This is a genomic window from Psychromonas antarctica, assembly GCF_022267535.1.
GTDB classification, from domain to species: domain Bacteria; phylum Pseudomonadota; class Gammaproteobacteria; order Enterobacterales; family Psychromonadaceae; genus Psychromonas; species Psychromonas antarctica.
The window spans coordinates 37,064-63,618 of sequence record NZ_JAHNZV010000007.1 but is presented as its reverse complement, the minus strand read 5'-3'; the positions used below and the strand labels follow the sequence as shown (position 1 = coordinate 63,618).

18 protein-coding genes and 1 pseudogene are annotated in these 26,555 nt (G+C 40.8%); 5 read left to right on the top strand and 14 right to left on the bottom strand.

From position 1 onward, the window contains the following. Nucleotides 1-132: 132 nt before the first annotated feature. Nucleotides 133-606, top strand: coding sequence for a pullulanase-associated domain-containing protein (locus tag KSO91_RS03610; RefSeq protein ID WP_238741429.1), 474 nt, complete (start codon nt 133-135; stop codon nt 604-606). Between the two features lie 525 nt (nt 607-1,131). On the opposite strand, the gene tldD is transcribed toward KSO91_RS03610, so the two are convergent. The 14 genes and pseudogenes from tldD to gyrA all read right to left on the bottom strand — a co-directional run bounded on the left by tldD (nt 1,132) and on the right by gyrA (nt 20,746). Further along, the gene (tldD, locus tag KSO91_RS03605; RefSeq protein ID WP_238741427.1) at nt 1,132-2,577 is read right to left on the bottom strand and encodes a metalloprotease TldD; all 1,446 of its coding nucleotides are present in this window, start codon (nt 2,575-2,577) and stop codon (nt 1,132-1,134) included. A 38-nt stretch (nt 2,578-2,615) separates the two neighbouring features. Continuing rightward, nucleotides 2,616-3,455 (bottom strand): carbon-nitrogen hydrolase family protein, encoded by an 840-nt coding sequence (locus KSO91_RS03600; RefSeq protein WP_238741425.1) that lies wholly within the window; start codon nt 3,453-3,455, stop codon nt 2,616-2,618. Next, a complete protein-coding gene (locus tag KSO91_RS03595) occupies nt 3,445-7,353 on the bottom strand; it encodes a YhdP family protein (protein WP_238741423.1) in 3,909 nt (1,302 codons plus the stop codon). Before KSO91_RS03595 ends, KSO91_RS03600 begins: the two co-directional genes overlap by 11 nt. Before the next feature lie 7 nt (nt 7,354-7,360). Beyond that, nucleotides 7,361-8,833, bottom strand: coding sequence for a ribonuclease G (gene rng, locus KSO91_RS03590; protein ID WP_238741421.1), 1,473 nt, complete (start codon nt 8,831-8,833; stop codon nt 7,361-7,363). A gap of 3 nt (nt 8,834-8,836) precedes the next feature. Further along, a complete protein-coding gene (locus KSO91_RS03585) occupies nt 8,837-9,397 on the bottom strand; it encodes a Maf family protein (protein ID WP_238741419.1) in 561 nt (186 codons plus the stop codon). A 2-nt stretch (nt 9,398-9,399) separates the two neighbouring features. Next, nucleotides 9,400-9,885 carry a rod shape-determining protein MreD gene (mreD, locus tag KSO91_RS03580; protein WP_238741418.1) on the bottom strand — a complete coding sequence of 162 codons (486 nt, stop codon included), beginning with the start codon at nt 9,883-9,885 and terminating at the stop codon, nt 9,400-9,402. Next, entirely contained in the window at nt 9,866-10,747 is an 882-nt protein-coding gene (gene mreC / locus KSO91_RS03575; RefSeq protein ID WP_238741416.1) for a rod shape-determining protein MreC, read from the bottom strand. The genes mreD and mreC overlap by 20 nt, the downstream gene beginning before the upstream one ends. A gap of 72 nt (nt 10,748-10,819) precedes the next feature. Continuing rightward, on the bottom strand, nt 10,820-11,863 hold the full coding sequence (locus KSO91_RS03570) for a rod shape-determining protein (RefSeq protein ID WP_238741414.1): 1,044 nt from the start codon (nt 11,861-11,863) through the stop codon (nt 10,820-10,822). A 381-nt stretch (nt 11,864-12,244) separates the two neighbouring features. Next, a pseudogene (locus KSO91_RS03565) lies at nt 12,245-12,346 on the bottom strand (DUF4277 domain-containing protein); the annotation flags it as partial. Nucleotides 12,347-13,000: 654 nt separating this feature from the next. Continuing rightward, on the bottom strand, nt 13,001-13,609 hold the full coding sequence (locus KSO91_RS03560) for a hypothetical protein (protein ID WP_238741412.1): 609 nt from the start codon (nt 13,607-13,609) through the stop codon (nt 13,001-13,003). Nucleotides 13,610-14,384: 775 nt separating this feature from the next. Then, nucleotides 14,385-15,671: a 3-phosphoshikimate 1-carboxyvinyltransferase gene (gene aroA, locus KSO91_RS03555; RefSeq protein ID WP_238741410.1), complete on the bottom strand. Its 1,287-nt coding sequence runs from the start codon at nt 15,669-15,671 to the stop codon at nt 14,385-14,387. 35 nt (nt 15,672-15,706) lie between these two features. Further along, nucleotides 15,707-16,816 carry a histidinol-phosphate transaminase gene (hisC, locus tag KSO91_RS03550; RefSeq protein WP_238741408.1) on the bottom strand — a complete coding sequence of 370 codons (1,110 nt, stop codon included), beginning with the start codon at nt 16,814-16,816 and terminating at the stop codon, nt 15,707-15,709. A gap of 41 nt (nt 16,817-16,857) precedes the next feature. Continuing rightward, entirely contained in the window at nt 16,858-17,946 is a 1,089-nt protein-coding gene (serC, locus tag KSO91_RS03545) for a 3-phosphoserine/phosphohydroxythreonine transaminase (RefSeq protein WP_238741406.1), read from the bottom strand. A gap of 58 nt (nt 17,947-18,004) precedes the next feature. Continuing rightward, the gene (gyrA, locus tag KSO91_RS03540) at nt 18,005-20,746 is read right to left on the bottom strand and encodes a DNA topoisomerase (ATP-hydrolyzing) subunit A (RefSeq protein ID WP_238741404.1); all 2,742 of its coding nucleotides are present in this window, start codon (nt 20,744-20,746) and stop codon (nt 18,005-18,007) included. 516 nt (nt 20,747-21,262) lie between these two features. Between gyrA and ubiG the strand changes: the two genes are divergently transcribed. From ubiG to yfaE, 4 genes are all read left to right on the top strand, one after another. Then, nucleotides 21,263-21,985: a bifunctional 2-polyprenyl-6-hydroxyphenol methylase/3-demethylubiquinol 3-O-methyltransferase UbiG gene (gene ubiG, locus KSO91_RS03535; protein ID WP_238741402.1), complete on the top strand. Its 723-nt coding sequence runs from the start codon at nt 21,263-21,265 to the stop codon at nt 21,983-21,985. Nucleotides 21,986-22,612: 627 nt separating this feature from the next. Then, nucleotides 22,613-24,883 carry a class 1a ribonucleoside-diphosphate reductase subunit alpha gene (nrdA, locus tag KSO91_RS03530; RefSeq protein WP_238741400.1) on the top strand — a complete coding sequence of 757 codons (2,271 nt, stop codon included), beginning with the start codon at nt 22,613-22,615 and terminating at the stop codon, nt 24,881-24,883. 121 nt (nt 24,884-25,004) lie between these two features. Continuing rightward, on the top strand, nt 25,005-26,150 hold the full coding sequence (nrdB, locus tag KSO91_RS03525) for a class Ia ribonucleoside-diphosphate reductase subunit beta (RefSeq protein ID WP_238741398.1): 1,146 nt from the start codon (nt 25,005-25,007) through the stop codon (nt 26,148-26,150). A gap of 6 nt (nt 26,151-26,156) precedes the next feature. Then, a complete protein-coding gene (yfaE, locus tag KSO91_RS03520; protein ID WP_238741397.1) occupies nt 26,157-26,405 on the top strand; it encodes a class I ribonucleotide reductase maintenance protein YfaE in 249 nt (82 codons plus the stop codon). The last annotated feature ends 150 nt before the right edge of the window (nt 26,406-26,555 follow it).

The following is a 26,555-nucleotide window of genomic DNA, read 5'->3' as shown; positions in this document are numbered from 1 at the left end:
ATCAACTTAGGTAAATTATCGAATGTTAGGCAGGCAGGATGCTTACTAAATATAAGCAGACTATTATTCTAAATTCTTTGAACGAAAAGAAAACTATAAACAAAACAATAAACAAAAAAATAAGGATATGTTATGAAATTTAGACATTTACTAGCAGCATTTGCAGCAGTTGCGGTAGTAGGCTGTACTTCAACTCCAGTAGCAGACGAGTCAGCTGCAGCAACAGAAGCCGTTGTTATGGATGAAGGCACTTCTGCGAGCACAATTCCTGGCCTATACACACCAGCTCCAAGTGAAGCGGTAATCTACTACAAACGTGCTGATAACGAATATACAGATTGGGGCCTACACCTTTGGTCTGGCGATATCAAAGAAGCAACAAGTTGGTACGATGCATTTCCTCTAACAGGCGTTTCTGAAAAATACGGCGCATACTATGTTGTTCCTCTAAAAGGTGATGACTGGAAAGAGTTCAAATTTATTGTTCATATGGGCAATTCAAAAGACTTAGGTGGCCTTGATCACTCTTACTCACGTGCAAAATTTGGTGTAGATGTATTTACTACTGAAGGCAGTGCTGAGCTAAAAGCAGATCCTGCAAACTAATATTATTTAAATGGGATAACTCATTAAATAACGTCAAAAAAGTGTCTAATTAGACACTTTTTTTATACCCGCTACTTTCGGATCCGACTACATTAATTGATTCGCATATATCCGATCAGGGAAAGTAAAAGGCGCTACCAATTTGAGTGACAAATTTAATAGTCATTTTACTAATCAAATAATCTATTTGGCGTAGGAAACTAGACTGGAAGCAAGCCAGTAACTGCAATTACTAGTCATTCTAATTGTAAAAAATAACCGGTATACATAAATAGGTAATGGGGATATTTGGTTTAATAGCAACGCTAAAGCAGCCTGTCATATTCAAAAAAATAACGTCGTTAAATTCAACTCAAAATAATCAAAAAAATTCCATTTAAAATCATAAACTTAAAAAACAGCATCATAACGCATTGAGAATTTTGTGCTGCTCAGCGTAGCAGTAACAAGCTATTGCTAGCCGAAGTAACAAAGAAATGCGCTGCAATAGCAGCGCTGTGTTGATTTTCTTATCCCGAGCGGATATTAGTGAGTACCACCCACCGTTAAATTATCTATTTTCAAAGAAGGCTGCCCGACACCAACAGGTACACTTTGTCCTTCCTTACCACATACACCAACACCAGGATCAAGACACATATTGTTAGCAACCATTGAGATCTGTTGCATAGCATCAAAGCCATTACCTATTAATGTAGCACCTTTAATCGGTGCAGTGACTTTGCCATTCTCAATAAGGTAAGCTTCAGAGGCCGAGAATACAAACTTCCCAGAGGTAATATCCACCTGACCGCCACCAAAGTTAGGTGCATAAATACCTTTTTTAACACTCGCGATTAACTCCTCATGCTCACAGTCACCATTGAGCATAAAAGTATTGGTCATACGAGGCATTGGCAGATGAGCATAAGATTCCCGACGACCATTACCCGTTGGCGACACGCCCATTAAGCGTGCATTGAGCTTATCTTGCATATAACCTTTTAAAACCCCCTTTTCAATTAGCACATTAGACTGTCCGGGGGTGCCTTCATCGTCGATAGTGAGCGAGCCGCGACGATCTTTAATAGAACCATCGTCGATAATGGTGCAGTGTTTGGATGCTACTTGCTGACCGATACGACCTGAATAGGCAGATGAGCCTTTACGATTGAAGTCTCCCTCTAATCCATGACCAACCGCCTCATGCAATAACACACCCGGCCATCCTGCGCCAAGGATAACGGGCATAGATCCAGCAGGCGCGTCAATCGCATCAATATTGACAAGCGCTTGCCGTACCGCTTCTCGAGCATAAGAAAAAGCCTTCGCTTCACCGTCAACGGTATCTGTAAAATAATTCAAGTCAAAGCGACCACCACCACCTGCACTACCACGTTCGCGTTTGCCCTTTTTTTCGATTAATACTGAGCAGCTTAAGCGAACCAGCGGACGAATATCTGTCGCCAATGTACCATCACTAGCGGCAACTAATATCTCTTCATAAATCGCATTTAATGAGACGGTCACCTCGCAGACCATAGGATCAAGTGCTCTTGCAAAAATATCTATTTGTTTTAAAAGGGCTATTTTACTGTCTTGCGGTAAGCTATTAAGCGGATCTGAAGAACCATAAATTAGCACTGGTTTTTTAGGCAAAAGCAATTTAACCTTGCCTTGTTGACCACTTTGCGCAATGCTCCGAGCTGCATTTGCGGCTTCACTAATCGCTTTAGCTGAGATCTGATCGGAATAGGCGAACCCCGTTTTTTCACCTGAAACAGCACGAATCCCGACCCCTTTTTCAATATTATAACTGCCATCTTTAACGATACCGTCTTCTAACAACCAAGACTCATGGCGACTAGCTTGAAAATAAAAATCGGCATAATCTATTTGTGGTGTACAAATACGTCCTAACTGCAATTCTAAATCGCCAATTTTTAATTGTGATGGAGCTAAAAAACGTTCACAAACTTGATCGAAAGACATACTTATTTCCTTTAAACTTTTTTAAAAATAAAACCAAATCACTCGCGTAATGAATTTGTGAAACGATTATGTAATGTAACAGGCATTTTGTGGCGTACATTTTCAAGAAACAGCCTATCAAAAGGAGCCTCAACAATACCGTCACCTAGCTGCAGCTGGCTAAGCACCTCTCCCCACGGAGAAAGGATCAGCGAATGGCCGAATGTTTCTCGCCCACACGTGTGTAAGCCACCTTGGTTAGCCGCGACAATGTAACACTGATTTTCAATCGCTCTTGCCTGCAGCAGAGGCAGCCAATGCGCCTCACCGGTTACTTTAGTAAAGGCAGCAGCGACTAATATAATCTCCGCTCCTTGCGCACGCAAGGCCTGAAACAATGTAGGAAAACGCAAATCATAACAGATAGCCAGACCCACTTTGACAGATTCTGTCTCCATTTGATAATCAAAAAGTTGAATTTTTTGCCCCGCAATAAAAGTATCAGATTCTTTATACTGACCTTTCTGATCTGTCACCAAGGCGTCAAAGAGGTGTATTTTATGGTAGTGGCTGATTAGCTCACCCTGCGGTGAAAAAACCAAACTTGTGCTAAAAATCTTATCCCGCAACTTACTTTTAATGGGGAAACTGCCACACACCAAATAACATTGATACTGTTGTGCTAAATGACCCAATTGTGATTGATAATATCCCTCCCCCAGATCTTCAGCTAATAATAAATACTGTGCTTTATCTGCAAAAATGAGCACATTCTCGGGTAATAATACTAACTGATTGCAGACTGGGGACAATTTTTTTAGCAGCTTTTCTAAGCAAGCTAAATTGTCTCGAGGATTGCTGCCACTGGTCATCTGAATTGCGGATAAATTATTTACCAAATGAGTCACCATAATCAGGGTTTAACTGCTGCTTGTTTATCTCATCAAGTACTTCACTATTTTGCAGTTTAACCTGACCTTTTTGCCTATTAATTAATTTTATTTCAGGGTTGTTAAGCGCGCCTTTGATCGAAAAATCAACACGGATAATGGTTTCAACTACAGGCTCTAGAATTTTTGACATCAGTAATACCGCTGCGCCAGTTAAGGGGTTGATTGCAAAGGCGGTTAAAACGGGCAGGCTAGAGGTAACCGCAGGGCTATAACTGAATTGATAATTAGTATTTTTATTGGGCAGATCGATAAGCCCTTTACCAATAATTTTGCCGGCTGAGCCATCCAAATAAAAATCATCATTTTTAACAATACCATCGGTAATCTTGGCGGATAACGTGAGGTCATCAAAATTAAGACCTTTAGCAAACACATTATTAAACTCAAGGTTGAGTGAGCGGCGAATACCATCAAGGCTAAAGAGACTTAATAATCGAGCACCTTTATCGCTTACCTCTGTGATTGACCCATCAGTTAATTGAGCAGAAAAAGCCCCGTTTAAAGAGTCATAATTAAACTGCCATGGTGCCCCAATCCAATTAAAATTACCACTTGCTTCTGCCTTTTGATAAATAACAGGGCTCACATAACCCAACCGTTTCACTAGATTATTATTTTCATCTGCACGTAGATCAATGATCATATTAGTTTTGCGCTGATCCCATACGCCTGATATATGGGTAAACTCATCTTCCGTGCCAATATTAATATAATCTATATTGAGGCTATTTTTGCTTGGATAAAGGTGCACAGCTGCCGGAGAAAAGTCTGCATCTCCATAGATACAGCTTGCACATTTAGCAAAGACTTCTGGGTATTCAGCAAGTAAATTATCACTCGCTGATATTTGATTATTGCTAACTGGTAGCGCGTGATCATTAAACGTTGATAAATCAATCGATTTGAAATTAAGTTTTTTGATATCAAAATCAAGTCGTACAGGCACGCCAAAGCGGTATTCAGCAGCTGCCTGCAAATTATCGGAGTAGATGTCTGCTGACCATTTTTGGCTATCATTAACAGCGTTCACTTTTAACGCATTTAAAGGTTGCTCAAAGAGTGTTGCATGTTTGATATCAACAAATATCTGATCCAGTTCAAAAACAGGCAGCGCCCATTGTTGAGATTTTTTTTCCTGAGTATTCAATACAGTCCACTGTTGATACCAAGCGTTAATATTAAGCTGCGCGAGATTGACGTTAATAAGATGCTTTTTATTATCAACATCGGTTAACGCATCAGCACCTATATTGAGAGTGAAATAGGGGAGAGCCAGTTCATCTCCTTGGTGATCAAGCTCGCCAATAAAATTTAATTTATCTTTAATATTTAAGCTAAACTTGCTACTGAGCTTATCTCCCGAGACAATAATATCGCTCGGCCATGATTGTAGTGCATTTTTATTAAAGGGGGCAGGAAGCGTGCTTTTTACCCCCTGCGTAGCAGAGTTAAGTGCAACACTATACTGATAGCCGTCTGTATCTCTATGTTTAAAATCAACCTCACCCGTCCAGTTTAAAAGCCCACTCAACTGCAAAGGGACTAAAACCGGGAAGGAGCGGTTTAACGCTTCGAATTGCCAACTACCAGCCATCTCCACTTTAGCCCGATAAAGCTTTTTTTCCTCGCTTGTTGCAAAGGCAAACTGTATATCTTGATCAAATAAACGGGCTCTGATATTTTTTGCGCTTAAGTTACCATTTGAAAAACTGAATACGCCCCGAGCATTGCTAAGTGGCAAGATCAGTTTATCCGCTAATTCAATATTAATATTGTTATTAGCTAAACTCACTTCGCCACTCGCTTGAGTTTGCTGCTGATCACGATCAAAAGGGATGGTTAGCTGCAACTTGCCAGATAGTTTATTTTCAACACGAATGACAGAGAGCGCTTTACCGACACTCTCTTTAAGTGGAGAGTGCTGCAGATAATTACTTATCTTTTGTGCATCGTCACTGATATTCGCATTAATAGTCAGTACACCATTATGCGTGAGATGATCTATTTGTGCATTTAGCTGTTGCACCTGAACGTCACCTAGCGAAGCTTGAGTCGCCTCCATGGTGAGTCCATCATTTTCAAATAGTAGGTTTAAATCTAATGAGGTAAGCCCAGGCCAAGTGCCATAAAAATCATATTGAGCCTCACGTAAGGGCACCCATGCTTGAAAAATGCCATCGAGATCTTGATAGGGATAATGATTAAGTGCGCCATACCATAATATTTTAGCGCCCATTACAGTTCCCGCTTGGAGCGTCGGTTCAAGGTAATCAAAAACGCTATTCCCCATCGCTTTAATTGGAAAATAATAACGTGCTTTGCTGGCATCATTGAGAGACGCGTAGCTATAAAGGCTTAAAAATGGGCTTTGATTTTCTGCCTGCTTGTCGGGGAAAAGTAGCGAAAAGTCAGTGATAGTATCTAGTTCAGCTGTTTTTAGCAGCGCCTGATCACTAAATAGCTTAAAACCGGCTTGCGTCTTTAACCACTGTAGCGTCAATGAACCCAATTCAATAGGCATTGCACGACTAAACTGCCCATCAAAATAGATTTTTTGCTTCGGCAAGCTGATCTGGATTTCACCTTCAGAGCGGTTGCCACTTAGCGCAATATCGGCATGCGTTAGCCCCGGCACCGCACCAGATGGACGATTTTTCAATGCACTCAATTGAGCCGAGAATTGTAATTCATGCGCTTTGTTTTTGCTTATCCCTAGCTGCTTTATATCTGCATTCAGATCAAACGCTTGCAATAAATCAATGTTCTTTTTTGTTAACTCTGGATTTAAAAAATAAAATGGCAATAAGTCTTTTAAATTGAGGGCATTAAAATAAAAAGATGCAAATTCCTGGCTGCCGTGTCCGCTCACAGACAGCCCTTTTAATTTTTTATTATTTTGCTCAATATCGAGATCATAACTATCGAATAACCAACCTTGCTCGCTATTGCTAAATTGTAATAACCCGCTATTTAATTGCCAGTTATGTAGATTATTAGACTGCGACCAAGCAAACTGACTGTTTTTTAATGCAATCTGAACTTGGTTCAGTCTCGTTAATGAAAATTCAGCCCACGCTTGGAAATCTAAAACAGCATCGAGGATCTGCACATCCGAATTGACACTATCAATTAAATAATCACTGATATTAATGTTATCAGCATCAATATAGAGGGCTCCCTTTAGTGGATTTTGTTGGTTTCCTCGCTCACCAACAAGCTTGACTACAAATGCAAGGGAGTTATCCCCTAAACTATTAGGTAGTGATGCACTACCAACACCCTGATGCATTCCTTCAGTGTTAAGCCAATGTAATTTATCAATAAAGATGGTTTTACTGCGACCTAGTTGGCTGATAAAATGAATGCGGCTATCTTTTACTGAAAACTGATTAAGTTGTTCTAAAAAAATGCGCTGAAGGGAGTCGATAGTCAGTAAGGATCGTTCTGATTCAATCTCACTACTGACATCTGATTTAACAGTTAAATCAACGCCTTGAAGTGAAACACGCTTAAAACTCAGATTTCGTTGTGTTATCGAGTTCCAAAAGTCGAGATGTAAAAAAAGATAATCAAATTTTAGCTGAAAGGGAAGATCAGTCGAGTTAGCAAGTTCAATATTGTCTAAAGTTAAAATAAGCCCCGAAAAATCAACACCTGCAGAAATATCTTCAACCGACAAACTGATATTATATTCACTTGCCAACCAAGTTGTTAAATCTTCTTTATAATCGCCAATACTGACAAAAAGAATACGCAACAGCGTTAAGCAAGTAGCAATAATAAATAATTTTATTGCTAGCAACACTGAAAAACGCTTTAGCCATTTACAAGTTAACTGTTTCAATTATCAATCACATCATAACGACATCAAATTGCTCTTGCCCATATAAGGGCTCAGCATGAATTTCAACCTGCTTGGACATAAACAAAATAAGTTCACCAAGACTATAAGATTCATCTCCTAGTAGAGCTTCTGCTACGGCAGGAGCTGTATAAACAACAAATCGCTCTACATCATAAGCGCGATTAACACGCAATATTTCGCGCAGCACTTCATAACATACCGTTTCCACTGTTTTCACATAACCTCGGCCATTACACTGCTCACAATCACTGCAAAAAATATGCTCTAAACTTTCTTGAGTACGCTTGCGAGTCATTTCAATCAAACCTAAAGGCGAGAAATCATTAATGTTTGTTTTAACACGATCTTTGGCCAATGCTTGCTCTAAGCTGGTGAATACTCGGCGTCTATGCTCCGTTGATTTCATATCGATAAAATCAAGAATAATAATACCACCAAGATTGCGTAAACGAAGCTGACGCGCAATAGCTTGGGTTGCTTCAATATTGGTATTAAAAATAGTTTCTTCTAGATTGCGATGGCCGACAAAGGCCCCCGTGTTAATATCCACAGTGGTCATCGCCTCGGTTTGATCGATAATTAAATAACCACCAGATTTAAGCTCGACCTTGCGCTCTAATGCGCGCTGCACTTCATTTTCAACATCAAAAAGATCAAAAATGGGACTTTTACCTGCGTAATACTCGATTTTATTTTCAAGTTCAGGCACAAACTCATGAGTAAAAGTTTTAAGATCGCTAAAAGTTAATTTGGAATCGATACGAACGCGATCAATTTCAGTACCCACAAAATCTCTCAAAATACGAAAAGCCAGCCCTAAATCTCGGTACAGTAATTTATTTTTCGTTTTAGTACGTTGGCCACGCGTTAATACTTTGCGCCAGACACGCTGCAAAAACGCTGCATCATGCACAAACTCCTCTTCGGGCGCGCCTTCAGCTGCGGTGCGAATAATAAATCCACCTAATTCATCAACGCAAGCTTGGGTAATATTTTTTAGCCGCTCACGCTCCTGTGCACTTTCAATCCGTTGTGAGACACCAACATGCGCACTGCCCGGCATAAAGACTAAATAGCGAGACGGTAGAGTAATATCAGTGGTTAAACGAGCCCCTTTAGTGCCCAGCGGATCTTTAACCACTTGCACCATAATATTTTGTCCTTGACGGACCAATTCAGAAATATCTGCAACTTTAAACTGTGCTTTTTCTGTCAGTGCCACACACTCGGTGTGGGGAACAATGTCAGAGGCATGCAAAAAAGCAGCTTTGTCTAAGCCGATATCAATAAAAGCGGCCTGCATGCCCGGTAAAACTCGACTTACTTTACCTTTGTAAATATTACCAACAATGCCTTTAGTCGCCTGACGTTCAATATGCAGTTCCTGTAAAATTCCGCCTTCAACCAAAGCAACACGTGTTTCGGTAGGGGTAATATTCATCAATAATTCAACTGACATTTTTTAATTCCTATAAAATTCTTTAATAAGCTGATCTGTTTCATGAAGAGGAAGTCCAACAACCGCACTGTAACTACCACTGATATGAGTGATAAATTTCCCAGCAACACCTTGAATGGCATAACCACCCGCTTTATCTAAGGGTTCGCCCGTCATCCAATAGTCGGCTATCTCTTGTTCACTTAGCACTTTAAAACCCACCTCTGTTTTGACCAATTTTGTTTTTAAGCCGTTCGCATCAACTAAGGCAATGGCGGTTAAAACTTGGTGGGTGCAGCCCGATAACAGTTTGAGCATTTCTCTCGCGTGGGCTTTATTTCTTGGTTTCTCTAAAATGTTCTCAGCAATCACAACAATAGTATCAGCACCTAATACCGGTCTATCTTTATTGCTGCATGCAAACCCCGCTGACGCTTTTTCTCGCGCTAAGCGAAGGGCGTAACTATCAGGGGTTTCCCCGACTTGTAATTTTTCTTCTATGGGTGCATTAACGACGGTAAATTGGACTGCAATTTGTCGAAGAAGTTCTGCTCGCCGAGGAGAATTAGAAGCCAGATAAATCATATTCAAACGACCTTGAAATAAATACGGATAAAACGCATAAAGAGGAAAAACCAAGGCCAAATCAGCATAGAGGTAAATATCGCCCAAAAATAATCTCTATGTAAGACAATATCTTGCAAACTTGATGCAAGCAGATATAGAGATAGTTTAGAAACCAACACAAACACTCCCACTAGTAAGGTTGTTTGTACAAGCGTAAAGTGACGAATGCGTTGATAGTTGATACTCACAACATAAGCTAAGATCGAAAAAATTAATGCATGCGTACCCAATGTTGAACCGAGCAATAGATCCTGCAATAAGCCCAATACAAAAGCGTGTACGATGCTAACTCGTTGCGGCAATGCAAGCACCCAATAAAAGATAATAAGAATCATCCACTCAGGTCGAAATGCATTGAGAATTATGGGTAATGGAAAAATCGCACAAATTAAGCCAATAAAAAAGCTAGTATAAATAATTCGGTAGTTACGGGCTGGTGACATCATCGGACTCCAATGAATCGAGCGATAAATCAGATTCCTTAATTCGGCCATCATTCCACAATAATAATAGATAACGGCTTCTATCTAGTAAAGCGACAGGTGTAGCGGTAACATCGGCATAAAGCGCCCCTTCCAGATAATCAAAATGGGTAACAGTTGCGACAGGATAACCCGCAGGAAAACGTCCACCTAATCCAGAAGTCACCAACAAATCGCCCTCTTTTAAATCTGCATTACTTTGCACAAAAGGCACGTTCAATTTGTTCCAAGCCCCGCTACCGTGAACGATAGCTGTGATGTCATTACGTTGCACACGGACTGGGATGCCATGACTGGCATCAACAATTAATAAAACACGACTGGTCGTGCTGCCTACTTGCGAGACTTGTCCCACGACCCCTTGTTCATTGATAACGGGCTGCCCTAAATAAACACCATCTAAGGCGCCTTTATCGATCAATAATTGCTGAGTAAAGGGATCTGATTCTAAGCGCATTACCTCTGCTATCATGCGTTTATTAGTAAATATGCGTTGTGAATTTAATAATTCACGCAGCTGATTATTTTCATGCTGTAATTGTGTTAACAATAAGCGATCCGCTTTGAGCAGTAAATTATCTTTCTCTAACTGCTGATTGCGTGCTTTTAAAGCTTGCCGAGTTACTAAATTTTCAGACAAAGCGCTAAATAATTTTTGCGGTGCATCGGCAGCATATTGAACGGGGCTAACTAAAGAATTAAGGTAAATCCGCACAGAAGTAAATAGGTTAAATTGGCTATCGGCTAAAAATAAGATAAGCGAAAGGGCTATCACTATGGATAGCCTTAATAAAAAAGAGGGGCCACGTGTAAAAATAGTTTTCATTAGCGCCGATCAAATAAAATAAAGGTATTCACTGCAAGCCCCTCGTGAAGTAGCTTGCAATATGACACGAGGTTAGTCTGCGTTAAACAGATCGCCGCCATAAGTATCAATCATTTCTAATGCCATGCCGCCGCCTCGAGCAACGCAAGTCAGCGGGTCATCCGCGACAATAACGGGGATACCAGACTCTTCTGAAAGTAAGCGATCCAATTCACAAAGTAGCGCGCCTCCTCCCGTTAATACCATGCCTCTCTCTGCAATATCGGCTGCAAGTTCAGGTGGTGTTTTTTCTAATGCCAGCATAACAGCAGAAACGATACCACTTAATGGCTCTTGTAACGCTTCCAATATCTCATTGCTATTAAGCGTAAAGCTACGCGGAACACCTTCGGCAACATTCACACCACGTACTTCAATCTCTTTAATATCATTGATTGGGTAAGCAATAGCAATGCTGTGCTTAATACGTTCAGCCGTCATTTCTCCGATCGTGCAGCCATAATTACGGCGCACATAATTGATGATAGCCTCATCAAATTTATCGCCACCGATACGTACTGAAGCGGAATAGACAATACCGTTAAGTGAAATAACCGCAACTTCAGTTGTTCCTCCGCCAATATCAACTACCATTGAACCTTTCGCTTCAGAAACGGGCATACCCGCCCCGATAGCTGCCGCCATCGGCTCATCAATCAAAAACACTTCACGTGCACCAGCGCCCTGAGCAGACTCACGAATAGCTCGGCGTTCCACTTGCGTTGAGCCACATGGCACACAGACTAAAACCCGCGGGCTCGGACGTAAAAAGCTATTGTTATGGACCTGTTTAATAAAATGTTGCAGCATTTTTTCGGTAATATAAAAGTCAGCAATTACGCCATCTTTCATCGGGCGGATAGCTTGAATATTCCCCGGCGTTTTGCCTAGCATCAGTTTTGCATCATGTCCCACTGCCGCGACACTCTTACCTGCACCATTTTTATCTAAACGAATGGCAACTACTGAAGGCTCGTCTAGTACGATACCTTGACCTTTTACATAAATAAGTGTGTTTGCGGTTCCTAAATCGATCGACAGATCGTTAGAAAACATACCTCGAAACATTTTAAACATGAAAATTTTCCAAAATAGCTAAAAATAAAGTAAGGAGCGTACTTTAGCAACCCGTCCATCTTTCATCAAGATAATAAAGTGAATAGCTGCAGTAAAATAGATTTAACCTTATTATTTAAACTTTATAAGGCAAAAAAACAAAAAACAGTAACAAATTCACAATGAGTGCACCCAATTGTGTTGCCTGTTAGTATTTGTACCTATCATTTTTTTGCTTGCCTTAATGCATCAAAAAAAAAATGCAGTTTATAACGATAGTCTCTGCAACACATTTAATTGGCACGGAGACTATTTGTCACCACGGCTTGTCTATCTTCAGCATTACAAAAAGTACAATTTCTTCCTTATTTTTTAGCTAAGTAAAGTTGTTGATCAGCGGTGGCAATGGCCTAACGCGTCATCATTGATATGTTCAGCTTGAATACCGGGCGCAATAAGACGATCTAATGGCTTATCCGAAAAGTATTCACTGTACATATGTAACCTCAGTTCTGGATAATGGAAGCGAAATCAGATTAAATATCAACAAGTTAAAAAACATATTATACAGTGCTGTTAGTTTTGCGTAGTTCAAGGCGAATCATCGCAGCAATAACGGGTTATTGGCAGATGATTTAACGCAGAAATACGCGTAAATAACGGTACTGTATCGTTTAGCTTATCCAGAATTGAGGTTATGTAGAGTGCGACCAGTAAATCCTAACCCATTGATGATCATAGCGACGGAAAGATGGGCAAAGCTCACTTGGCGGTGCTCAAGTGACTTAGTAAACGGGTAGGTCATGATATATTTATCTCAAAAGAGAGTAATAGATCAAAAAGAGAGATCGGGGTCAATCATTTTTTTATTTTTCTCAAAAATATAAACATTTTGAAATACAGATCACGATTTAAAGGTGAATTGTAATAATCATTCAGGTGCGGAATGACAGCTGGATCTAAGTGATCGCAACCTTAAAATAGCTTCCGCCCCCTGAGGCTACACCTTGCTCCTGTTACATCCAATCGATCGTTAATAATGTGTCTACAAGCTTCTTCAATAACACCACTAGCAATAGGAAAGCCTTTATCTAATGCATCTTTGTAGCAAAATCGAGATTTGTTTTTTAGCAGATACTTGGCGCAAGTATCTGCAGCTTATCGCTTTTCAACCTTATTTTTAGTTGCTTTAATTCTAATCCCTTTCACAACCTGGTTGCATTTTGCATTAAGGATTTTTAATGCATTAGTGGCAATCCATGTTTCTACTTTTGAATCACCTTTTTTAAAGATGCACCAATCTGCTGTCCATAAACATTCTAAAACATGAATAAAATCTATGATGATTGTTGCTTTAATACGCAGTGATTTCATCACTTTTTCAATCAACTTTAGCTGGTGTGGATGCCCATCGATGAGTACAACCCACTCCCTTTTTTGTTCTGGATCTCTTTGCAGTGCCTCTTTAAATCCATCTTCAATAACAAATTCAGCACTGTTTTCAATACTTGCCCAAACACGTTTGTTGCGTTTTGAGCGAGGGGGTTTACTCACGTTACTTTTGTCATTGCTCATTATTGAATCTGGGCTCCTGATATCTGGAAGAGCGGAGTAAACCGTTGCCACTTGTGCCATACGTTTGCGATCTTTTTTCTCTCCTTGGCTCAGGCGACTATTGATATTTTTACTTCTTTTTGCTGCTTTGGCAGTGCATTCGCGTAGTGAATCTGGTCGTACTACGACCCCTTTACCATCAAATGAAAGCACTAAGATGCCTTGATTTTTTTCGGTCTCTAAATAGCGTTTTTTAAATAATAATCATCAAAATCCTGTGCTACATCTTGTAGCCAATTGCAGCGTTTGCCGTTTAGCAATGGTTGCACCTGTCATTGTATTGATGGACTCAACGGTGTCATCAAAAAAGTTTTTAGATGCTTCAATTGCCACTCGTTGAGCAACACCATCTGAAAACTTCCGGTTAGCTAGATTGAGTTTTTTATCGAGAGGAAATACACTTTTTTTGTTGGGGCTTGCTACTCACTGTTACCTCTTCAAAATAGTGTTGTTAACTGACGAGAGGTTTTCTTTTTTACATTGGAAAGTGATTTTCCTTGTGCGTTAAATACGGAGGTTTTTACTGCCTGCTGTGATTCAAGCAGTGATAAATACCCTTGAAAAAAGCGCCTTAGAAGCTCAAAGCCTTCATCTTGAATATATTATTCGATATCCGCGTGTTCTTTGTCTTTACAACTTTCTGATTCTAAATGTGAAATCATGCTTGAAAACTGGTTCTTTGCATTTGAAAAAAATGAAATTTCAGGGATAGTCAGGTAAGCTAGATTCATAGAAGGCCTTTTGGGGTTGCTTGTTGTGTGTGGTAGCTTAACAAGCACCACAAAAAGCTCTTCTTGTTGCTTTATTTATTTGTAATTCATTGAATTTTAAAAGATCTTGTTCCGACTAAAAAGATCTACACCCAAAACTATTCAACTAATATAGCGGGCCGCCCACACTTCCGCAAGGCCACTCTAACGAGAAAACATTACAAACTCACCGAAGCCAACTTCTCAAAATAATCGGGGAATGTTTTCGATGTGCATTTAGGGTCATTAATGGTGACCGGTGTATCGCTTAACGCCACTAATGAAAAACACATCGCCATACGATGATCATCATAGGTATCAATGGCAGCATGAATAATTTTAGTCGGCGGCGTCACCTCAATAAAATCATGCCCTTCAACAACCGTTGCCCCTACTTTACGCAGCTCGGTGGCCATCGCGTATAAACGGTCGGTTTCTTTAACACGCCAGTTGTATACATTGCGGATTTTAGTGGTGCCCTGTGCAAAAAGTGCAGCGACAGCGATGGTCATCGCCGCATCGGGAATATGGTTCATATCCATATCGATAGCTTTGAGCTCACCCTTGCTGGCTTTAATATAATCATCGCCCCACTCTATATTTGCCCCCATCGCCTCGAGGACATCGGCAAATTGAATATCACCCTGTACCGATTTTTTGCCAATGCCAGTCACTTTAATGCTGCCGCCAGCAATCGCCCCAGCCGCCAGAAAATAAGAAGCGGATGACGCATCGCCTTCCACTAAATAATCCCCCGGAGCTGTATAGGTTTGTCCGGCTTTAATCACAAAACGTTGATAGTTGTCATTCTCAACTTCAACACCAAAGTCTTGCATAATTTGCAAAGTAATTTTGATATAGGGTTTAGAAACCAACTCACCAACAATTTCAATTGTTGTCTCTTGCGTGGCCATCGGGGCGGACATTAAAAATGCGGTTAAAAACTGACTGGATACACTGCCATCAATCTGAATTTTGCCACCTTGAAGCCCCGTACCTTTGATTTTAAGTGGTGGGTAATTTTCATCTTTTAGATAAGTAATATTAGCGCCAGCCTGTTTTAATGCATCGACTAAACTACCAATTGGCCGCTCAAACATACGCGCTTCACCGGTTAACAGATATTCACCTTGTCCCAAACAAAGCGCAGCACAAAGCGGGCGCATCGCGGTACCAGCATTCCCTAGAAACAGTTCCAAAACGCCCTGTTCCTCGGTATTAAACGCTCTACCCAACCCTTCCACAACGCAGCATTTTTTATCTGTCGAAAGCTGATACTTTACGCCCAACTTTTTTAAGGCATTTAACATATGACGTATATCGTCACTGTCTAATAGATTGCTCAGTGTGGTTGTGCCTTTTGCTAAGGCAGCCAAGAGTAAAGCCCGATTAGAGAGACTCTTTGAACCGGGGAGGTTAATTTCACCATCGACTTTAGCAATAGGGTTTAATAATAGTTGTTCCATAATACTCTCTGTTTTTATAATCTGATCGCGACAGCTTAACTTTCTAACTTAAGCACTTTAATCAAAGCTTGTTTAAAACGTTGGTTTTCAGTTTCAGTGCCGATACTAATGCGTAGATGATGAGGTAGACCATAACCTGTCACAGGGCGAACAATCACTCCCTCTTGCAGCAAACCTTGGTAAACCAGATCCCCTGATTGCTGCACATCGACGCTAATAAAGTTACCCATTGAGGGAATAAAATCAAGCCCATAGGCACTAAAAAACGCACTTAAATCAGCCATGCCCGCATTATTTAGTTGAATAACATCTTGTAAGTATTGATCGTCTTGTAAAACAGTCTGTGCAGCTTTAAGCGCTAATGCGTTACAGTTAAAAGGTTGACGGAGACGATTTAAAATAGCAGCGATTTGTGCATTGGAGATAGTGTAACCTATACGCAGTCCAGCTAAACCATAAGCTTTGGAGAAGGTGCGTGATACAATCAGATTAGGGAAAGTTTTAATCCACTCAATAGCATTACCACGAAGCGCTGGATCGGCATATTCAAAATAGGCTTCATCCAATACCACTAAAACAGTTTCAGGTACTTTAGCTAAGAAAGCGTAAAGCGCATCTTGTTGCAAAAAAGTACCCGTTGGATTATTGGGATTGGCGATAAAAATCAGTTTGCTCTTAGTCGTGATGGCAGCGGCCATCGCATCTAAATCATGACCGTAATTTTTAGCGGGCACAAGCACCGATTTTGCACCGATTGCTTGGGTAACAAGTGGATAAACCACAAAAGCATGCTGCGCGAAAATCACTTCATTTTCAGTGTTTACAAATGCTCGGGCAATCAACTCAAGCAGATCGTTGGAGCCATTACCTAAGGTTACTTGGTTCAACTCAACACCATATTTATTGGCCAGTGCTTCTTTGAGGTAATAACCATTTGCATCGGGGTAGCGAGTTAGTCCGCATAATTCTTCTTGTAAAGCCGATTTAACGGCAGCACTTAAACCCAGTGGGTTTTCATTAGAAGCCAGTTTTACAATATCAGAAATACCCAATTCACGTTCCAACTCATCCGTTGGTTTGCCCGCTTGGTAAGGGTGCAATGTTTGCACCGCACTATTAGCAAGCTCTAAAAAGTCACAACTCATCTGTTAGCCTCGATACATTAACTGAAATTTAAACTTTTTTATTAAGCGTATTTTTTCTCAAAAGCAGTCATAAAATCAACTAACGCCTGCACACCTTCAATCGGCATCGCATTGTAAAGGCTGGCACGCATCCCGCCCACTATTTTATGGCCTTTAAGTGTTAATAATCCTGCCGCTTTTGACTCAATTAAGAAAGCTTCATTGAGGCCTTCATTGATTAACGCAAAAGGCACATTCATACGACTACGTACGCTTTTATCAATATTATTGGCATAAAATGTAGATTGATCGATAAAGTTATAAAGTAGAGCTGCTTTAGCGATATTTTTCTTTTCAATTTCAACCACGCCCCCCTGTTCAAGGAGCCATTTAAAAACTAATCCAGCAAGATACCAAGCATACGTTGGTGGCGTGTTATACATAGAATCCGCATCTGCTTGTATTTTATAATCAAAAATAGCGGGAATTGTTTGCCGCGCTTTACCAATCAAGTCATCACGTACAATGACGATAGCTAGGCCAGATGGACCGATGTTTTTTTGTGCCCCTGCGTAAATAACACCAAATTTTGAAACGTCGATAGGACGTGACAAAATAGTTGAGCTCATATCAGCGACTAACGGCACAACACCGGTTTCCGGGATATCAAAGAGTTCAATCCCCTCAATGGTCTCATTCGGGCAGTAATGCACATAAGCCGCGCCCGCATTAATTTTCCAATCAGCACAAGGGCGAACGCTTATCTTACCGTCTGTCGTCGTGGTGAGAATATTGGTTTCTGCAATTCGTGCATGTTTTTTAGCTTCAGCAACCGCATATTTTGACCATTGCCCGGTTAATAAGTAATCTGCATTGAGTTTACTATCAAGCAGATTAAGTGGCACAGCAGCAAACTGCCCGCGCCCGCCGCCATGGCAAAATAGCACCTTATAATTATCGGGAATAGCCATCAGTTCACGCAAGTCTTGCTCTGCCTGTTGTGCCATCGCAACAAATTCTGGGCTGCGGTGGCTTACTTCCATCACAGAAACACCCAGATTTTGCCAATTACAAAACTCTTGTTGTGCTTTTTGCATAACCGCTTCAGGTAACATTGCGGGTCCAGCACAGAAATTAAATATTTTTGTCATATTATTTCTCTTAAAAAAAACAAGCGGCCGAAGCCGCTTATTTTACTGTCTGAATTGTTTATTCTTGAGACTCAGATTGCACATCTTCTGATGTGACATCTTCTGATGTGACATCTTCAACTGTTTCTTGATCTGCACTCGGTAATACTGTTTCACTTTCAACAGTCTCACCGTCCTCTTCGTAAACAGGCACATCCTTAATTTCATCAATGCGTTGCAAAGCAACAATCTTTTCATCTTCACGCGTTTTGATTAACGTCACACCTTGTGTGTTACGTCCAACAATTGAAACCCCGCTAACTGGAGTACGTACTAACGTACCTCGATTAGAGATCAGCATGATTTCATCGTTTTCATCAACTTGAACTGCGCCAACTACTTTGCCGTTACGTGCACTTACCTTAATGGATATGACACCTTGTGTTGCGCGACTCTTAGGTGAGTAATCGGCAAGTGCTGTACGTTTTCCATAACCATTTTCAGTTGTTGTTAAGATATGCCCCGTTTCGTTTGGCACAATCAAAGATACAACTTTTTCGCCCTCTTTAAGCTTAATACCGCGTACACCTGTTGCAGTACGTCCCATTGGGCGAACACCCTTGAACTTAATTTCTTGGTTGCCATTCTCATCTACAACGGGGGCACCATTTTCATCTACTACAGCAATTTCTTCCGCTTCTTTAAAGCGTACGACTTTACCCGCATCAGAAAAGATCATTATCTCGTTTGAACCATCGGTCAGTTGAACACCGATCAATTCATTATCTTCATTTAAGTTGATAGCAATCAAGCCACTTGCTCGCGGACGGCTATAAGCACTTAAAGCGGTTTTCTTAACAGTTCCATTCGCCGTTGCCATAAACACAAATTTGTCATCTTCATATTCACGCACAGGCAGAATCGCAGTAATACGCTCGCCCTCTTCCAGTGGTAAAATATTGACAATTGGACGACCACGCGCTTGACGGGAAGCTAAGGGTAAATTAAACACTTTCAGCCAGTATAAGCGGCCGCGTGTTGAGAAGCAGAGGATGGTATCATGCGTACTGGCCACTAATAATTTTTCGATAAAGTCTTCATCTTTCATCTTAGTGGCTGCTTTACCTTTACCGCCGCGACGTTGCGCTTCGTAATCGGTTAGCGGCTGGTATTTGACATAGCCCTCATGAGAAAGCGTGACAACAACATCTTCTTCATTAATAAGATCTTCCATGCACAGATCTGTTTCACTTGCGGTGATTTCTGTGCGACGAGGATCGGCAAAGTTTGCTCTAATTTCAACTAACTCTTCACGAATAACTTCCATCAAACGAGCCGGGCTGCCGAGTATAAAGAGCAGTGCTGCAATCAAGTCAAGCAGCTCTTTGTATTCACTTAATATTTTTTCGTGCTCTAAACCTGTTAATTTATGTAGCCGTAAATCGAGAATAGCTTGTGCTTGAATCTCAGTCATAAAGTATTGATTATCACGTACACCAAACTCAACAGCCAAACCGTCTGGGCGAGCCGCATCTACGCCTGAAGCTTCTAGCATGGCCGATACATTACCTAACTGCCACCCTTGAGATTGCAGGGCAGTTTTCGCTTCAGCAGGTGTCGCACAATGGCGAATCAATGCAATGACAGGTTCAATATTAGCCAACGAAATAGCTAATCCTTCAAGAATATGCGCGCGCTCTCTGGCTTTTTTAAGCTCAAATACCGTGCGCCGAGTAACCACTTCGCGGCGATGCAGAATAAATGCTTCGAGCATCTCTTTGAGGTTAAACAGTTTTGGCTGACCGTGGTCTAATGCGACCGCATTAATACCAAATGAAACCTGCATCTGTGTTTGTGCGTAAAGATTATTTAAAATAACCTCCCCCACTTCACCACGTTTAACTTCGACCACCATACGCATGCCGTCTTTGTCTGACTCATCACGCAGTGCACTGATCCCTTCAATTTTTTTATCTTTTACTAGATCCGCAATTTTCTCAATTAAACGCGCTTTGTTAACTTGGTAAGGCAGTTCATGAACAACGATCGTTTCACGCCCCGTTTTCCCATTCACTTCAATATCAGCTTTAGCACGGATTTTAATGATACCGCGGCCGGTATGGTAGCCATCAATAATGCCTTTACGACCATTAATAATCGCGGCAGTTGGAAAATCTGGGCCGGGGATATATTCAATCAGTTCATTAATGGTTAGCTCTGGATTTTCGATCAACGCTAAACAACCGTCAATCACTTCACCTAAGTTATGTGGCGGAATATTTGTCGCCATACCGACTGCAATGCCCGATGAACCATTAATTAACAGGTTCGGTACTTTGGTTGGCATCACTTCAGGAATTAATTCGGTACCATCATAGTTAGGCACATAATCAACCGTTTCTTTATCGAGATCGGCTAATAATTCATGAGCAATTTTGTCCATACGGATTTCCGTATAACGCATTGCCGCAGCACTATCACCATCGACGGATCCGAAGTTACCTTGTCCATCAATTAGCATATAACGTAACGAAAAGGGCTGCGCCATTCGCACTATGGTGTCATACACCGCAGAATCACCATGAGGATGATATTTACCGATCACATCACCAACAACACGTGCTGATTTTTTGTAAGGTTTATTCCAGTCATTACGCAATACACTCATTGCAAATAAAACACGGCGGTGAACCGGTTTCAGACCGTCGCGTACGTCGGGCAAGGCTCGCCCAACAATAACGCTCATGGCATAATCAAGATAAGAGTTCTTTAATTCATCTTCAATGTTGATTGGAGAAACGTCAGAGGCAAATTCGCTCATAGAGACCTAAATCCTTAATTTATTGTAATAATCGATTGAATTTTGTGAGTTGCGCATAATAACATAAATATACAATGAATAAACGCATTCACAGCAAATGTTCGTCTGAATATGGGTTAATGCACAATCTCTCGTTAAAAAGAGGCATGAAAGGGACTAACGTTGTAAAACGCTACGCTAAAGAATGAATTTATTATTAAAATTATCAGGTTATATACCCATGATAGATCAAGGTGATTTAACAGGACTCTGCTAGAAGGCCGCAATATGACACAACATGGAGGGCCTTTCGAGTGAGTAGCTGCGTTAATCGAATATTGTAACGCATGCGCGTTTTCAACCTGAGACATCGCTAGCAAGTCAATTTGTACTCCTCTGCGTGGTCATAAAATATCAATGTAGAGCCACCACACTGCGATTTTATGCCGTGCATCTAATTGCGATTTGGCTTGCTGATTTTGCACCTTGAAGTAACATGGGTATAATATGCATACTTTAGATAATAGGGTAAATCCCATGTCCTCAAACAATGATTCAATTACAGATAATGTCGATCCTAAAGAGATTGCTAAATTTTCCGCAATGGCGGAGCAGTGGTGGGATCTCGAAGGGGATTTTAAACCACTGCATCTGCTTAATCCGACTCGGCTTGCCTATATTGAGCAGGGGGTTGAGGGTTTATTTGGTAAAACAGTCGTAGACGTCGGCTGCGGTGGTGGCATTCTCGCCGAGAGCATGGCAAAACAAGGTGCAAAAGTAATTGCTATTGATATGGCGGAAGCATCACTGCAAATTGCCCGCTTACATGCGTTGGAAACACAAACGTCCCTTGATTACCAAAAAACAACGGCTGAAGCATTCGCCGCGTTACATAAGGATCAGTTTGATCTGGTCACTTGCATGGAGATGCTGGAACATGTACCTGATCCGGCCGCTATTATTCAAGCCTGTTGCGATATGGTAAAATCCGGTGGTAGCGTCTATTTTTCTACCATCAATAAAACCTTTAAAGCCTATATAATGATGATTTTAGGCGCAGAGTACGTTTTGAAATGGGTTCCCAAAGGGACGCATGAATATGAAAAATTTATCCGCCCTTCACAACTTCTAGCAGCAATCGATAAAACCACCTTAACGTGTGAAGATCTCTGTGGCGTAGAATTTAATGTTTTAGCCGGTGAATTTATAATCACCCGCAATGTGGATGTAAATTATATGTTACGTTGCCAGAAGCGTTGATTAGCCAAAGTCCCCCCCCCCCTAACTTGTTGCTACAATAAGACGATCACAAAAAAAATGTTTGTCTCTATGGTTGCCCTACATGGCGTTAACTCGAAAACGAATACGCCATTACAATGTTTACGATGACAATAACCAATGATCTACATGATCTGCCTTGATGTCCGAGTTAACTGCAGATAAATACATTTAGATTGATGACGTGTAAAAAAGTGAACAAACCGCATTGAGCATTTCAAAGCGCTAATCAACCGTGTTCTTGCTACACCTTAATATTTGCGATGCAGTTGCGCGAGCAAAAAGGAGCCACGAACGACACATTCTACAAATAATTTTTGCTTAACAACCTCGCTTTTTTTAGTTATTTATTTTTACAAATAAGCATTGCATTTTACAACAAACAACGCTGACCTAAAGCTTAATGTTAGTCACCACTAACCTATTTTTTCATTGCCTATTTATTCACAAAACAATCCACTTAAGACAGGAAAATATTCACTTGATAAAAACTCAAAAAGCTTTATCTTGTGTCCCACTCAAAAATAAAGCACAAGATGTAGTGTTTTGGCGTTTCACTTGCAAAGTCAATTAAAGCCATATTCCAGCTACTAGAAAAAGGGAACCCGAATGAATAAGAACCTGTTTGTCACTAAGCGTAATGGTAAAAAAGAACATATAGACCTTGAAAAAATTCACCGCGTCATTACTTGGGCCGCGGAAGGTCTCAATAACGTTTCAGTTTCACAGGTTGAGTTAAACTCACATATTCAATTTTATGACGGTATCCGTACCGACGATATTCATGAAACCATTATCAAAGCGGCAGCCGATCTTATTTCCGAAGAATCCCCAGATTATCAATATTTAGCAGCTCATCTTGCGGTATTCCATCTGCGCAAAAAGGCTTACCGCCGCTTCACCCCCCCAAGCGTGTTCGAACATGTCAGCAAAATGTGTTCTAAAGGCAAATATGATGCACACCTGCTTGAAGATTACACAAAGCAAGAATTTGAGGAGATGGAGCAATTCATCGAGCATGATCGTGACCTCAGTTTTTCCTATGCTGCAGTTAAACAGCTTGAAGGGAAATATCTGATTCAAAACCGGGTAACGGGTGAAATTTATGAAAGTGCACAATTTCTTTATCTACTCGTTTCCGCCTGTTTATTTGCAGATTACGATAAATCTGTGCGCCTAGATTACGTAAAACGCTTTTATGACGCGACCTCGCAATTTAAGATCTCATTACCGACGCCTATCATGTCTGGTGTGCGTACGCCGACGCGTCAATTTAGTTCCTGTGTATTAATTGAAACAGGTGATAGCCTAGATTCAATTAATGCCACTGCGAGCTCAATTGTTAAATATGTATCACAACGCGCTGGCATCGGCATTAATGCCGGTAGAATTCGCGCGCTAGGCAGTACTATTCGCGGTGGTGAAGCATTTCACACTGGCTGTATCCCTTTTTATAAATACTTTCAAACAGCGGTTAAATCCTGTTCTCAAGGCGGCGTGCGCGGCGGTGCTGCGACAGTTTTCTATCCTATTTGGCATCTTGAAGTAGAATCTTTACTGGTACTCAAAAATAACCGCGGTATTGAATCGAACCGTGTTCGCCATCTGGATTACGGAGTGCAACTGGGACGTTTATTCTATCAACGTTTAATTGACCAGCAATCAATCACCCTGTTCAGTCCATCGGATGTCCCTGGTTTATATGATGCTTTCTTTGAAGATCAGGATGAATTTGAACGCTTATATGTTTTGTATGAGGGGGATGCAAGTATTCGCCAACGTGCAATTCCTGCCGTGCAATTATTCTCATTACTGATGCAAGAGCGAGCAAGTACCGGACGTATTTATATTCAAAATGTTGATCACTGTAATACCCACAGCCCCTTTGACAGTAAAGTGGCGCCAATTCGTCAAAGTAATTTATGTTTGGAAATTGCCCTGCCAACTAAACCGCTTGAGCATATTATGGATGAAGAAGGAGAGATAGCGCTTTGTACTTTATCTGCTCTCAACTTAGGTGCAATTGATTCATTAGATGACTTAGAAGAACTTGCAGAGCTGACAGTGCGTGCGCTGGATAACTTGCTCGATTACCAAGATTATCCAATTAAAGCGGCAGAAAACAGCAGCATGGCACGCCGGACATTAGGAATAGGCGTCATTAACTACGCTTATTATTTAGCTAAAAATGGTGTAAAATACTCAGATGGCAGCGCCAATAATCTAACCCATAAAACTTTTGAAGCGATTCAGTTTTACCTGTTAAAAGCATCCAACAAACTGGCTATTGAACGCGGTGCTTGCCCTAAATTTAATGAGACTCGTTATTCACAAGGTATTTTACCACTTGATACTTATAAAAAATCATTAGATGCAGTGTGTGATGAACCCTATCACTTAGATTGGGAGAAATTACGCAGCGACATCGTTAAGCATGGTTTACGTAATTCCACCCTCTCCGCCTTGATGCCCTCAGAAACATCAAGTCAGATCTCCAATGCGACCAACGGTATTGAGCCGCCGCGTGGATTTATCAGTATTAAAGCCAGCAAAGACGGTATTTTGAAACAAGTTGTGCCCGAATTTGATAAATATAAAGACAACTATGAGTTATTGTGGAGCATGCCAAATAATCAGGGCTATTTGCAGCTGGTTGGTATTATGCAAAAATTTGTTGATCAAGCTATTTCAGCCAATACCAACTATGATCCAAAGCATTTTGGTGACGGTCGAGTGCCGATGACGACACTGTTAAAAGATTTGTTGATAGCGTATAAAATGGGTCTTAAAACATTGTATTACCACAATACCCGTGACGGTGCTGATGATGAAAAAGTGATTGAAGATGTCGACTGTGATGGCGGCGCATGTAAAATCTAACTCTGCATAGATGCTTTATTTTATTGCCCGCTCTTTTTGCAACGGGCTTTCTAGTTTTAACACTGTCTGATACTTTAAATGCCCCATGGCCTCAGACAGAAATCCAGCATGGAGATATAAAATGGCTTACACCACCTTTTCACTGATTGCTAATGACGCAATGAAAGAACCGATGTTTTTTGGTAACCCAGTTAATGTTGCACGTTATGATCAACAGCGTTTCGAAGTTTTTGAAAAATTAATTGAAAAGCAGCTAAGTTTCTTCTGGCGTCCGGAAGAGATCGATGTCAGCCGAGATCGCATCGATTTCATGAATCTGCCGGATCATGAGCAACATATTTTCATCTCAAATTTGAAATATCAGACGCTGCTTGATTCAATTCAGGGGCGTAGCCCCAACATTGCTTTACTGCCGATTGTTTCATTGCCTGAACTGGAAACATGGATTGAGACGTGGTCCTTTTCTGAAACGATCCACAGCCGCAGTTACACCCATATTCTGCGTAATCTATTTACCGATCCCGATGAAATATTTGCAGATATTGTAACCAATGAAGAGATTCAAAAACGCGCATCTGATATTGCCGGTTATTATGATGCTTTGATCCATGCAACGCAGTTTTTCCAGTTACACGGTTTATCCCAAACTAAAGTTGATTATATAAATCTACATGGTGATAAAGAAGCTCTTTCATTACGTACTTTAAAGAAAAAATTGTACCTTTGCCTTTGTTCAATTAATGCCTTGGAAGCGATCCGATTTTACGTCTCATTTGCCTGTTCGTTTGCATTTGCGGAGCGCGATCTGCTCGAAGGTAATGCCAAAATCATTAAATTAATTGCCCGAGATGAAGGCCTACACCTGACATCAACTCAGCAGATCTTAAACCTCTGGGCCGATGGCAAAGATGATCCAGAAATGGCTGAAATAGCTATTGAATGTTTTGGCGAAGGGCGGGAAATCTTTCTGCAGGCAGCGGAGCAAGAAAAAGAATGGGCAAAATACCTCTTTAAGGATGGCTCAATGATCGGCTTAAATGAACAAATTTTATGCCAGTATGTTGAATATATTACTAACCAGCGCATGCAAGCGATTGGTTACGAAGCGCCCTTTGCTGTAAAAAACAATCCTATTCCATGGATTAATCACTGGTTGGTCAGTGATAACGTTCAAGTTGCGCCGCAAGAAGCAGAAATAAGCTCTTACTTAGTGGGGCAAATCAACAGTAAAGTCGATAGTGACGATCTAAGCACCTTCGAGTTATAAATAGTAATGTCAGTAAAATTAACCGTTAACGGCCTTGAATACCCATTAAATACCGAAAAAACACTGCTTGAGAATTTAGAAGCACAAGCAATTAAAATGGAATTTCATTGCCGTACGGGTCATTGCGGCGCTTGTCGCTGTCAGCTAATCAGTGGACAAGTAAATTATCGGGTCAGCCCGCTCGCTTATTGTCGTCAGAACGAGGTATTAACTTGCTGTAGTATAAGCAAAAAAGATATCCATATAACAATCTAACTATCGCACAGATATATTTATTGATAAGCTATCTACAGCCCAACAGTGAGTTAACTCACAAATGATGAAGCAACTTTCTCTCCCCTGCCATTAATCCGTCTTAAATGTTCTATACTCGTTGATTTATATAGCTATTATCAGGAGGTCAAA